The organism is Slackia sp. (genome assembly GCF_977041755.1).
The window spans coordinates 1-12,119 of the sequence record NZ_CDRRGL010000054.1; the positions used below are offsets into that span (position 1 = coordinate 1).

10 protein-coding genes and 1 tRNA gene are annotated in these 12,119 nt (G+C 57.3%); all 11 read left to right on the top strand.

Annotated elements, in window-relative coordinates:
• Window positions 1-244 precede the first annotated feature (244 nt).
• Complete coding sequence (locus ACWI8T_RS05440) at window positions 245-1,390, top strand: NlpC/P60 family protein (RefSeq protein WP_449138232.1); 1,146 nt, start codon at window positions 245-247, stop codon at window positions 1,388-1,390.
• Between the two features lie 389 nt (window positions 1,391-1,779).
• A complete protein-coding gene (locus tag ACWI8T_RS05445) occupies window positions 1,780-2,991 on the top strand; it encodes a coiled-coil domain-containing protein (protein ID WP_449138233.1) in 1,212 nt (403 codons plus the stop codon).
• A 125-nt stretch (window positions 2,992-3,116) separates the two neighbouring features.
• Window positions 3,117-3,193, top strand: a tRNA-Pro gene (locus ACWI8T_RS05450).
• Between the two features lie 65 nt (window positions 3,194-3,258).
• Window positions 3,259-3,555 (top strand): twin-arginine translocase TatA/TatE family subunit, encoded by a 297-nt coding sequence (gene tatA / locus ACWI8T_RS05455; RefSeq protein WP_114614643.1) that lies wholly within the window; start codon window positions 3,259-3,261, stop codon window positions 3,553-3,555.
• Window positions 3,556-3,694: 139 nt separating this feature from the next.
• On the top strand, window positions 3,695-4,162 hold the full coding sequence (gene greA, locus ACWI8T_RS05460; protein ID WP_114614642.1) for a transcription elongation factor GreA: 468 nt from the start codon (window positions 3,695-3,697) through the stop codon (window positions 4,160-4,162).
• A 477-nt stretch (window positions 4,163-4,639) separates the two neighbouring features.
• A complete protein-coding gene (lysS, locus tag ACWI8T_RS05465) occupies window positions 4,640-6,601 on the top strand; it encodes a lysine--tRNA ligase (protein WP_449138234.1) in 1,962 nt (653 codons plus the stop codon).
• Between the two features lie 326 nt (window positions 6,602-6,927).
• Window positions 6,928-9,501 carry an ATP-dependent Clp protease ATP-binding subunit gene (locus ACWI8T_RS05470; protein WP_449138235.1) on the top strand — a complete coding sequence of 858 codons (2,574 nt, stop codon included), beginning with the start codon at window positions 6,928-6,930 and terminating at the stop codon, window positions 9,499-9,501.
• Between the two features lie 89 nt (window positions 9,502-9,590).
• A complete protein-coding gene (gene ispD, locus ACWI8T_RS05475) occupies window positions 9,591-10,463 on the top strand; it encodes a 2-C-methyl-D-erythritol 4-phosphate cytidylyltransferase (protein ID WP_123219956.1) in 873 nt (290 codons plus the stop codon).
• 276 nt (window positions 10,464-10,739) lie between these two features.
• Window positions 10,740-11,225 carry a 2-C-methyl-D-erythritol 2,4-cyclodiphosphate synthase gene (ispF, locus tag ACWI8T_RS05480; RefSeq protein WP_281668774.1) on the top strand — a complete coding sequence of 162 codons (486 nt, stop codon included), beginning with the start codon at window positions 10,740-10,742 and terminating at the stop codon, window positions 11,223-11,225.
• A gap of 47 nt (window positions 11,226-11,272) precedes the next feature.
• Window positions 11,273-11,986: a serine O-acetyltransferase gene (cysE, locus tag ACWI8T_RS05485; RefSeq protein ID WP_337493176.1), complete on the top strand. Its 714-nt coding sequence runs from the start codon at window positions 11,273-11,275 to the stop codon at window positions 11,984-11,986.
• 12 nt (window positions 11,987-11,998) lie between these two features.
• Window positions 11,999-12,119, top strand: a 121-nt coding sequence (locus ACWI8T_RS05490; protein WP_449138236.1) for a hypothetical protein, incomplete at its 3' end; no start/stop codon positions are given.

The following is a 12,119-nucleotide window of genomic DNA, read 5'->3' on the forward strand; positions in this document are numbered from 1 at the left end:
GTCCTCGCCGTATCGTTCTAGAAATCGTCGGTCCCGGCGTTGACGAAAGTGTGGCGGCTATCGAGCGAGCTGCTCACCACGATGCGATTACGCTTTTGGACGCATTCTGCAACGCGTTTTAAATTCAAAACTGTTTTCTTTTCAGGTTTCTGAAAGCCCGCCGTGTGCGGGCTTTTGTTTTTTGCGATGAGGGCTGGTAAAGTATCTTTCATATGATTTCAACCAGGCGATGGGGGCCGGGCTTATGGATAAACACATGAATCTTTCGCGCCGTGCATTTGTGGGTGGCGCCGCCGCATTTGGCGTTGCCGTTGCGGCGCCGAAATTCGCTTTCGCTGAGCCTTCGGCGGCTGAAAAACAAGCAGAGGCCGATGCTGCGCTTCAGAAATTGCTGAAGCTCAATTCCGATTTGGACCAGAAGGTCAAAGATTACGCCGCCGCGGTCGACGCTCACGATGCCGCCACGGCGAAGATGGACGAGTGCCAGGCAAAAATCGACGACAACAACGAGCGCATCGAAGATCTTCAGGGCAAGCTCGGCAATCGTGCGAACAATATGTATCGCGACGGTCAGACCACGTTTCTCGACGTCATTCTGGGTTCCAATTCGTTCGATGACTTCATGAAGAACTGGGACATGCTTACCAGGATGAACGAAAACGACGCGAAGATGGTTGCCGAAACCAAGGGGCTGCGTGCCGATAACGAAGCGCAGCGCGATGAATACAGCAAGCAGGAACGCGAAGCGGCCTATCAAATGGAAGAGGCCGACAAGGCAGTGAAGGAAGGCACGGCGCTCGCCGAGCAATTCCAGGCGTCTTACGATGCACTTTCCTCCGAGGCGCAGGCGCTGTACGATCAGGAGCGTCAGGCTGCGCTTGCCGCCGAAGCTCAGGCGGCCATTGAGCAGATTCAGCAGGAATCCGAACCTGAATCTTCGAACAATAATGGCGCGAGCAACAACAATGGTGGCAACAGCAACAACGGCGGCGGGAATAATGGTGGTGGCGACACCTCGCCGAGCTACAGCACGAATAATTACATTCCGCCTTCGGGCTCGGTCGTCGATTTTGCGCGCAGCCAAATTGGTGTCCCGTATGAATGGGGCGGCAGCACTCCCAACGTCGGCCTCGACTGTTCTGGCCTTACGTCGTGGTGCTGGCAGCAGGCTACGGGTATCTCGATTGGCCGTACCGATGGCGCTCAGTACTCTTCCGCCCGTTGGCGCGGGCCGCTTTCTGAGGCACAGCCCGGTGATGTTTTGTGGACAAGTGGCCATGTGGGCATTTGCACGTCTGCGGGTGGTGGTTCCTACATTCATGCTCCGCAGCCGGGTCAAACGGTATGCGAGTCGAGCTGGCCTCAATTCGTCTGCGCACTTCGTTGGTAACGAGTAAATACGTATTTGCATGTTTCGGGCCTGTCCGTGCGGACGGGCCCTTCATTTTTTATTCAGGTTGCTGAAGTTTCACGTTTTGCGATTGCATCGTAATAGGAGCATACAAGTGAATCTAGGGCGCGTCATCAAAGCACAATATAATGTGCTGGCTTTTGAATAACCCCTCATCATGCTGTCGAATTATCTTTGACGTTAACAGTATTAAAAGAAGTAAAGTATATAAAAGATACCTGGTTTCATCTGCGACATTCGATTCTAGGTTTGTGAAAGCCATGTGCCGCTTTGGTTACATGGGGTGTAATTAACGCCGCGGCTTTGCTATCCTCGTTCGTCGGAAGTCTCCATTTCGACTTCCCGATACCATATGAAGGGGTTCGTTTATGACTACTTTAAACGCACGCTTGACGAGACGAGCCTTCCTCGGTGGAGCCGCCGCCTTTGGCGCCGCGGCCATGGTTTCTCCGAAGAATGCCTTCGCCGATCCTACGTCTGCCGATGTGCAGGCTCAGGCCGACGAAGCTCGTCAAAAGCTGAATTCTATGCGCGAGCAGCTCGGTGTTGCATCCGCGAATTACAACCAAGCCGTGCAAGAGCACGACGAGGCAGTCTCCAAGATGGACGAGTGCCAAACTAAAATCGACGATAACAACGCGCAAATCGACAAGCTTCAAGATAAGCTTTCCAAGCGCGCTCGCAACATGTATCGCGACGGCCAGACCACGTTCCTCGACGTTATTCTGGGCTCGAATTCTTTCGACGATTTCGCGAAGAACTGGGATACGCTCACCTCGCTGAATGAAAAAGATTCCGAGATGGTCGAGCAGACTAAGAATCTTCGCGCCGACAACGAGGCTCAAAAGCAGGAATATGCCAACCAGGCCGATATCGCCCAGCAGAAGGTCGAAGAGGCCGATGCTGCGCAGAAGCAGGCCGAAGAGCTTGTGCAGCAGTACCAAAACGAGGTTGACTCACTCGATTCCCAAGTAGCAGAACTGCTTGCCGAGGAAGAGGCTGCGGCTCAGAAGGCGGCGGAAGAGGCCGCTGCTGCGGCTGCCGCCCAGGCCGAAGCTGCTTCCGCTTCTAGCAACACCTCGAGTAGCGCCTCCAATAGCTCTGCATCCAGCGACAGCAGTTCGAGTGATAGCGCGACGAGTGGTAGCGCATCTGACAATGGCGGCGGCTCGTCTTCGGGAAGCAGCTCGTCGTCGAGCAGCAGCTCATCTTCGGGTGGCGGTTCGAACAATTACGGCGGCTCGGTCGTGGCCGCTGCGCAAAGCCAGCTCGGCGTGCCCTACGTATGGGGCGGCACGGCATGGGGTTCGGGCCTTGACTGCTCCGGCCTGACGTCTGGCTGCTGGAAGCGTGCCGCGGGCATTTGGATTGGCCGTACGACATGGGATCAAATCGCCTCCGCCCAGTGGACGGGCTCGGTTTCTGAGGCTCAGGCGGGCGACGTGTACGCATGCGGCAGCCATGTGGCAATTGCTACGGGCGGCGGCGGATACATTCATGCCCCTCAGCCGGGCGAAGTGGTGTGCTACAGCTCGCTTTCGTGGTACAACCCCTTCTACTGCGCCTTGCGCTGGTACTAAGCGAGAATTGAAAGGCATCGACCCAGGTCGGTGCCTTTTTCGCTAAGAGCCGTGCATGAAGTCGAAAAAAGTGCTTGCATTGTTCGGCGCGTGTGTTAACATATAGCCCGCTGTTTGCGAGAAGTCGGGACGTGGCTCAGTTTGGTAGAGCGCTGCGTTCGGGACGCAGAGGCCGCAGGTTCAAATCCTGTCGTCCCGACCATTTAATCGCACCAGCTTTTTTGTTTTCCGGCCATATTGGTCGGGCCCCACAACTTGGAGGCTTGCATGAAAATCTTTGGTCTTGGAGTTCCTGAGCTCCTCATCATTCTGGCCGTTGCTCTGCTTATCTTTGGCCCCAAGAACCTTCCGAAGCTTGGTTCCGCGCTTGGCCGCACGGTGAAAAACCTGCGCGATGGCATGGGAAGCGCCAAGAAGGAAATGGACGCGTCTGAGGAAGAAGCTCCTGCCGAGAAGCCCCGTAAAAAGAAGGCTGCTGCTGCAAAGAAGCAGGCTGCCGAAAAGGCCGAAGCGGAAGATGCGACCGAAGCTGCTGAGCCTGCTGCAAAGGCTGAAGAAGAGTAGCACATCTCCCTTAAGGTAATATGCGGCGTGTCGGCTAGCCCGACATGCCGTTTTCTTATACGAGCACGCATTGCGTGCCCGTTTTAGTAAAAGGGCGGCGTTTTGCCGCCGAATCGATTTTGAAATTAGGTGTCACGAAATGGGTAGCGATTACATCCTTACTCCCGAGGGCCGCGAGAAGCTCGAGCAGGAGCTGCATTACCTCGAAACCGAGAAGCGCGCCGAGGTTGGCGAGCGCATCAAGGTTGCTCGCGAATTCGGCGACATTTCCGAGAACTCCGAATATGACGATGCGAAAAACGAGCAGGGCATGGTCGAGGCTCGTATCGCCGAGATCAACCAGATTCTCTCTGAGGCCACGATCGTCGATACGCCGAAGAAGTCGAACAAAGTTACTGTTGGCGCTATTGTCACGGTGAACATGGGCGGAAAAGAGCGCGTATTCACCATCGTTGGTGGCGCCGAGGCCGACGTCGCTGCGGGCAAGATTTCCAACGAAAGCCCCGTTGGCGCCGCTCTTCTCGGCCACAAGAAAGATGACGAAGTAACCGCCATCGGTCCCACCGGCCGTGAAATCAAGATGACGATTCTCAAGATTGAGCACTAAAAGTACGCTGGCCTTCCGGCCAGCGTACTTTGCTGCCGCTGCTAAGCCACACGGCGGGCATTTTCGCTTTCAGGCTTCGTAGGGATTTCGCCGTTCTGCCGAACGGCGAATGAAGCCTCCGCTGCGAGCCAACCGGGCACCCCATCTTGGCATTCAGGCTTCGGCTTGCGTACCGAAGTACGCGGCGCCTCGCCTTCAGGCCAATATGGGGCACCCGGCCGGCTCTCGCTGTCGTGAGCACGAATGCGGCATCTCCCAGGCTTGAGCGCCTCGCCATCAAACGAATCTGCCTCGCTGAGCCGCGGGCGCGAATGCGATTTTTCCAACTCGCCATCGAAAGGGGCAGGGGATTGTCCTCTGCCCCTTTTATATTTGGTGCGAAAGCGACGTATAATCTGCGACCTTTCGCACTTGTCGCTTGACCTGCGATAGAATGCTTTTGTTCATCACCACATCTGGAAACGAAGAGGTTTTCAAATGACCGATATCGAAAACACCATTGCCCCTGAGCTGCTCAACGACGAGCGTGCGCTGCGTCTTTCCAAGCGCGAAGACTACATCGCTCGTGGCGTGAACCCATATCCCGAGCACTCCGAAGTGACCGACTACGTGCGCGACATCGTCGCGAAGTATGCCGACCTCGCGACTGGTGAAGACACCGAGGACGTCGTGAAAATCGGCGGCCGTATTGTGGCCAAGCGCGGCCAGGGCAAAATCATGTTCCTCGTGGTGCGTGACACCACGGCCGACATCCAGCTTTTCTGCCGCATCAACGACATGTCTGAGGCCGATTGGGAGCTTCTGCGCAACCTCGACCTGGGCGATATCGTGAACGTCGAGGGTGTTGTCGTGCGCACGAAGCGCGGCGAGCTCTCCATCGCTCCGCGCGCCCTTACGCTGCTTTCCAAAGCTGTGCGTCCGCTCCCCGAGAAGTTCCACGGTCTCTCTGACAAAGAGACCCGCTATCGCCAGCGCTATGTTGACCTTATTGTGAACGAAGACGTGCGCGACACCTTCCGCAAGCGTTCCACCATCCTTTCCACGTTCCGTCGTTACATGGAATCTGACGGCTACATGGAAGTTGAAACGCCGATTCTGCAAACCATTCAGGGCGGCGCTACGGCCAAGCCGTTCATCACGCACTTCAACGCGCTTGACCAGGAATGCTACCTGCGCATTGCTACTGAGCTGCATTTGAAGCGCTGCCTGGTTGGCGGCTTCGAGAGCGTGTTCGAGATCGGCCGCATTTTCCGCAACGAAGGCATGGACCTTACGCATAACCCCGAATTCACTACCATGGAGGCTTACCGCGCCTACAGCGACCTCGATGGCATGAAGGCGCTCGCTCAGGGCGTTATCAAGGCAGCCAATGCCGCGGTGGGCAACCCCGAGGTCATTGAATACCAGGGCCAGCAGATCGATTTGTCGGGCGAGTGGGCGAGCCGTCCTATGACCGATATCGTTTCCGAGGTTTTGGGCTTCGAGGTCACTATCGACACGCCGGTTGACGTTCTGGCCGAAGCCGCGCGCAGCAAGGGTCTGGAAGTGAAGCCCGAGTGGACTGCAGGCAAGCTCATTGCTGAAATCTACGACGAGCTCGGCGAAGACACTATCGTGAACCCCACGTTCGTGTGCGATTACCCCATCGAGGTTTCGCCCCTCGCCAAGCGCTACGAAGACGATCCCCGTCTTACGCATCGCTTTGAGCTCGTTATCGCTGGCCATGAATACGCAAACGCGTTCTCCGAGCTTAACGACCCGGTTGACCAGGCCGAGCGCTTTGCTGCCCAAATGGTCGAAAAGGCCGGCGGCGACGATGAGGCCATGGAATATGACGAAGACTACGTGCGCGCCCTGGAATATGGCATGCCTCCTGCGGGTGGCATTGGCATTGGCATCGACCGCGTGGTCATGCTGCTCACCAACTCCGCGAGCATTCGCGACGTGCTGTTGTTCCCGCACATGAAGCCCGAGGCTGGTGCGAAGAGTGGCGCGAAGGCCGCCAAAGAGGCGCAGGATGCCGCTACGGCAAGCCCGTTTGTCAGCTCGATGATTCCGACCATCGACTACTCGAAGGTTACCGTCGAGCCCTTGTTTGAGGAATTCGTCGATTTCGAAACCTTCAGCAAGAACGATTTCCGCGTGGTGAAGGTGAAGGCGTGCGAGGCCGTGAAGAAGTCGAAGAAGCTTCTGGCGTTCAAGCTCGACGATGGCACCGATGTCGAACGAACCATTCTTTCGGGCATTCATGCCGACTATGAACCCGAAGACCTGGTGGGCAAGACGCTCGTGGCTATCACGAACCTGCCTCCGCGCAAGATGATGGGCATCGATTCGTGCGGCATGTTGCTTTCTGCCATCCATGAAGAGAATGGCGAGGAGCGCTTGAATCTGCTGCAGCTCGACAGCGCGATTCCCGCTGGCGCAAAGCTCTACTAACAATCAAAGGCCGTCCGCGAGGGCGGCCTTTTTCGTCTCTGGTTTCAGTAGATTCCGCACGAGCAGAACAGCACTTAATGTGCTGTTCGTCGCGAGCGGGACTTGACCGAGCTGGAACCAGGGACGGAACCGCCGAGCCAGATGAGGTAAAGCGAAAGATTTGTTGGTGATGCTTGCTGGAATTTCTTCCTGAATGAAGGGCAGAACCGTCAAACTAGAAGCCCAATTGATTGTCAACAAGAAGGTATCGCGCATGTGAAGCTTTGGCACTCATTGTGAATGAGTGCTAGCATACATTCAGCAACCTCTACAGAAATGGACCGTATATGGCATTCGATAAATTTACCGACAAGGCGCGACATGTCCTTGTGCTTGCCAGGGAAGAAGCCGCTGCGCTCAAACGCCCGCATGTGGGCACTGAGCATTTGCTGCTTGGCCTGGCGAAAGAGCCTGACGGCATTGCTGCGCAGGCTCTCGAACGCGTGGGCATAACGTACGAGAAGGCTCTTGAGGTCGTCGCCGGCATGGCCGAAGGCGAGCAAGAAGCCGAAGCGGGCGCGAACATCTCGTTCACGCCGCGCACCAAGCGCGTGCTGGAAAATGCGCTGCGTGAAGCTATGCAAATGGGTCAAAGCTATATTTCTACCGAACATTTGCTGCTCGGCATTGTGCGTGAAGGCGAGGGCGGTGCTATCGATGCGATGGCGAAGCTCGGCGTCGAAATCGACGCAGTTCGTTCCGCACTCAACGACTTGGTCGATCAGCCGACGCCCGTGGCTGCGGGCATGCCGTTTTTCGGCGGTGAGCCCCATGGCGAGAAGAGCATGCTCGAGCAGTTCGGCACCGACCTTACTGCGAAGGCCAAGGCGGGCAAGCTCGATCCGGTTATTGGCCGTGCGGCCGAAATCGAACGCGTGATGCAAGTGCTCTCGCGCCGCCAGAAGAACAATCCGTTGCTTATCGGCGAGCCTGGCGTAGGCAAAACCGCCGTTGTCGAAGGCCTGGCTCAGCTCATTGTGGCCGATCAGGTGCCCGATATCATTTCGGGCAAGCGCGTGATTACCCTCGATGTGTCTGCGCTGGTCGCAGGCAGCAAATACCGCGGCGAGTTCGAAGAGCGTCTGAAGAAAGTCATTAAGGAAGTCGTCAAAGACGGCAACATCATTTTGTTCATCGACGAAATGCATACCATCATTGGCGCGGGCTCTGCCGAAGGCTCCATCGACGCTGCCGCCATCCTGAAACCGCCGCTGTCTCGTGGCGAGCTGCAGGTAATTGGCGCCACCACTACCGAGGAATACCGCAAGCATCTCGAGAAAGATTCCGCACTCGCCCGTCGTTTCCAAACGGTGAACGTGAAAGAGCCGAGCGAGGAGCAGGCTCTGCGCATTCTCGACGGCCTTCGCGACCGCTACGAGGCGCATCATCACGTGCGCTATTCCGACGAGGCGCTGCAGGCCGCCGTCTCTATGTCTTCGCGTTATATTCAAGATCGCTTCCTGCCCGACAAGGCGATCGACGTGCTCGACGAGGCTGGCGCGCGCATGCGCATTCGCAATCGCACGCTGCCCGATGAGATTCGCAAGTTCGATGACGAGCTTCGCCGCGTTCGCCTTGACAAGGAAGAGGCGGCATCGGCGCAAGAATTTGAGCGCGCCGCGCAGCTTCGCGACGAGGAAAAGCAGCTTGAGGAGCAGCGCGCCGAAGCTGAAAAGCGTTTTTCCGAGGAAAGCGACAAGGAACTCGCCAATATCACCGAGGTTGAAATTGCCGACGTAGTGAGCATGTCGACGGGCGTGCCCGTGAGCAACCTTACCGAAGCCGAAGCCGACAAGCTTTTGCGTATGGAAGGCGTGCTGCATGAGCGCATCATCGGCCAGGAAGAGGCTGTAACGGCCCTGTCGAAGGCCATTCGCCGCAGCCGTTCTGGCTTGAAAGATCCGAAGCGCCCCAGCGGCTCGTTCATTTTCCTCGGCCCTTCGGGCGTGGGCAAAACCGAGCTTTCCAAGGCGCTCGCTGAGTTTTTGTTCGGCACCGAAGACGCGCTTATCACATACGACATGTCGGAATACATGGAGAAGCACAGCGTGAGCCGCCTGGTCGGTTCGCCTCCGGGCTATGTGGGCTTCGACGAAGGCGGCCAGCTTACCAAGGCCGTTCGCCAGCGTCCTTATTCGGTCGTGTTGTTCGACGAAATCGAGAAGGCGCATCCCGATGTGTTCAACATCTTGCTGCAGATTCTCGAGGAAGGCCGCCTTACCGATTCGCAGGGCCGCTCGGTCGACTTCCGCAACACGGTTATCATCATGACCTCGAATGTGGGCGCTCGCCAAATCGCCGAAACCGCGCCGCTTGGCTTCACGCCCGATTCGCAGAAGGGCCTTTCCGATAAGGAAATCAAGAGCCGCGTGATGAGCGAGATGAAGAAGCTCTTCAGGCCCGAGTTCTTGAACCGCCTCGACGAGATTATCGTGTTCAAGAGCCTTACTGAAGAGCAGATTGCCCAAATCGTCGACCTCATGGTTGCCGACCTGCGCGATCGCCTCATCGCCATGGATATGACCATCAATCTTACGCCTGAGGCCCGTGCGCTTGTGGCTAAGGAAGGCACCGATACCACGATGGGCGCTCGTCCGTTGCGTCGAGCGATTCAGCGTCTGCTCGAAGATCCTATTTCCGAGCAGCTGCTTGCCGGCACGTGGCATGCAGGCTCGGTTATTGATGTCGATGTGAAAGATGGCGAGCTAACTTTTACGCCTGGCACAGGGGCGATTCCCGCGCCGCGAAAACGTGATAGCATTGCACACGAAGCAGAATCGTTGCTGCCGCAGTTCGATTTGTCGCATGCCGGGGCGCCAAGCCACGGTGGCGGCGTGTCGAGCGACGGCGCGGCTGATTAACGAACCATAAGGCGCTGCCTTCGCGGCGGCGCCATGCGAGGGGCGTCTGTGGACGCCCCTTTGTTGTTAAAGCCATGAAAGGGGAGCCCATGAGCGCACCGGAGAATGTGAGAACCGTGGGAGGTGCAGCCGAGTTTGGAGTTATCGACCCGGTGTTTGTGCCTACGGCGCTTGTTGAAGTCGCCGAAGATGCGGCGGCGCGTCTCGATTTGAGCGAAACGGGCGCGAGAACGGTGCATTTTTCGGGCAAGGTGTCGAAGAGCCCGAAGACGGCTGCCATTATTTTGGCGGGCGGCTCGGGCGAGCGTTTCGGCCACGAGGGCGGCAAGCAGCTCGTCGAGATTTCTGGACGTCCCATGCTCACCTGGTCGATTGCGGCGTTCGATGCGGTTGAAGATGTGGGCGAAATCGTGGTGGTGTGCCCTGAAGAACGCATTGCGGAATATCGCAGTTGCGCCATTGACCCGTACCCGTTTGTGACGCCTATCACGATGGCCCCGGCGGGCGCCACGCGTCAGGAAAGCGCGTTCTCGGGTCTGGAATACGCGTCGGAGGAATATGAGTACGTGGTGCTGCACGATGGTGCCCGCCCGCTCATCGCCCCAGAGCTTATCGCGCATACCATCAACACGCTCAAAGGCACGCTCGACGCCGATGGCGCGATTGTCGCCACGCCTTCGATTGACACGCTCAAAGTGGTCGAAAACGGTTGCATTGTAGGAACCCCCGACCGCCGCGTGTTCTGGAACGCGCAAACGCCGCAGGTGTTCCGTGCGGGCGTGTATCGTCGCGCGCACGCGTCGGCGCTCTCGGAGGGCTTCGTAGGCACCGATGACTCGTCGCTCATCGAACGATTGGGCGGCAAGGTGCTCGTGGTGGAAGGCAAGCGCAGCAACATCAAGCTTACCGTCCCAGAAGATTACGCCATGTTGAACATGAGCCTGGGAGTTCAGCCCGACTAGTGAATCAGCTGAAATGGGGCAGGGGCAAGTTCCCTGCCCCATTTTTATAGGGCGCATGGCTCTTGAAGGGATAGGCTTCTCGTCCCAAGCGCCACATGGGGCGCGAGTAGAGAAGCCCAAGACGCTTTCATTCTACTAAGCTGCCTCATCTTGTGCTCATCGGAAGGGGTTTTCCTTCTTGCGCCTGCCGCAAACTTCGTTGCGTTGAAGTGGGCTATAATCGTTCGGAACATTACGATTTCGTCTAAGACGAAGGGATTACTCGTGACGAACGCTATGAATATGCGCGTGGGCCTCGGCTTCGATGTGCACGCATTCGCGCAAGGCCGCAAACTTATTCTGGGTGGTGTCGACATTCCACATCATCAGGGGCTTTTGGGACATTCCGATGCCGACGTGCTTGCGCATGCCATCTCCGACGCGCTGCTCGGTGCTGCGCGTGCGGGCGATATCGGCAAACTGTTCCCCGATACCGACCCGGCGTATGCGGGCGCCGATTCCATGGTGCTGTTGTCGTGCGTTGCGAACCACGTGCGCGAACTCGGTTTCGATATCGTCGATGTCGATAGCGTTATTTCGGCGCAGGCCCCCAAGCTCTCGCCTTTCCGCGATCAAATGCGCGAGAACTTGGCCCATGCTATGGGTATCGACGTCGACCAGGTGGGCGTAAAGGCCACCACCACTGAGCATTTGGGCTTCGAGGGTCGCGAGGAGGGCATTTCGGCTCAGGCCGTGGCCTTGCTTTCGAAACGATGTTGCTAGGGGCGCTTCCGTAACCGCATTTGCTCCTAACATCGAAGGAACCTATCGTGAATATCTTTAAAACCATCGCCGAAGACGTGAACAACGTTAAGCGTCTCGACCCTGCCGCGCAAAGTAAATTCATCATTTGGCTCACGTATCCGGGCCTGCATGCTCGTTGGAGCCATGTTGTTGAGCATTGGCTGTGGAACCATGGCCTGAAAAGTTTGGCGCGCATTTCGAGCCAGTTCACCCGTTTTATGACGGGCGTGGAAATTCACCCCGCCGCGAAAATCGGCCGTCGTTTCTTCATCGACCACGCCATGGGCGTGATTATCGGCGAAACGTGCGAAATCGGCGATGACGTCACGCTGTATCAGGGTGTCACGCTCGGCGGCACGGGCAAAGAAAGCGGCAAGCGTCACCCCACGCTCGGCAATAACGTTATGGTGGGCGTGAACGCGGCGGTTCTTGGCAGTATCACCATTCACGACAATTCGAAGGTCGGTGGCGGCGCGGTTGTCGTCGAGGACGTGCCTGAGAATTGCACCGTGGTCGGTGTTCCTGCGCGCGTTGTGGTGCGCAACGGCAAACTCGTGCAGCAGGAAGAGAAAAACGCCGCCGCTCGTCGCGAATGCCTGCCCGACCCCACGACTGCCGACGTCGTCGAACTCCAGGCGCGTGTTGCTCGCCTGGAAACGCTGCTTGCGGCTCAGGCGCAAGGCAAAACTATCGGAGGCCCCGCGAAAACCACTCCCGACGTTGCGTCGGATTCAGAATAACCAGGAGGAATCGTGCAAATCTACAGCTCCCAAACCCATAAAAAGGCAGAGTTCGAGCCTATCGAGCCAGGCAAGGTGCGCATGTATGTGTGCGGCCCCACGGTGTATGACAATATCCACATCGGCAATGCCC

Bases quoted from the DNA above. Each gene is read 5' to 3' on its own strand.
- ACWI8T_RS05440 (WP_449138232.1), top strand. From the start codon at position 245: ATGGATAAACACATGAATCTTTCGCGCCGTGCATTTGTGGGTGGCGCC.
- ACWI8T_RS05470 (WP_449138235.1), top strand. From the start codon at position 6,928: ATGGCATTCGATAAATTTACCGACAAGGCGCGACATGTCCTTGTGCTT.
- ispF (WP_281668774.1), top strand. From the start codon at position 10,740: ATGAATATGCGCGTGGGCCTCGGCTTCGATGTGCACGCATTCGCGCAA.
- lysS (WP_449138234.1), top strand. From the start codon at position 4,640: ATGACCGATATCGAAAACACCATTGCCCCTGAGCTGCTCAACGACGAG.
- ACWI8T_RS05445 (WP_449138233.1), top strand. From the start codon at position 1,780: ATGACTACTTTAAACGCACGCTTGACGAGACGAGCCTTCCTCGGTGGA.
- greA (WP_114614642.1), top strand. From the start codon at position 3,695: ATGGGTAGCGATTACATCCTTACTCCCGAGGGCCGCGAGAAGCTCGAG.
- tatA (WP_114614643.1), top strand. From the start codon at position 3,259: ATGAAAATCTTTGGTCTTGGAGTTCCTGAGCTCCTCATCATTCTGGCC.
- ispD (WP_123219956.1), top strand. From the start codon at position 9,591: ATGAGCGCACCGGAGAATGTGAGAACCGTGGGAGGTGCAGCCGAGTTT.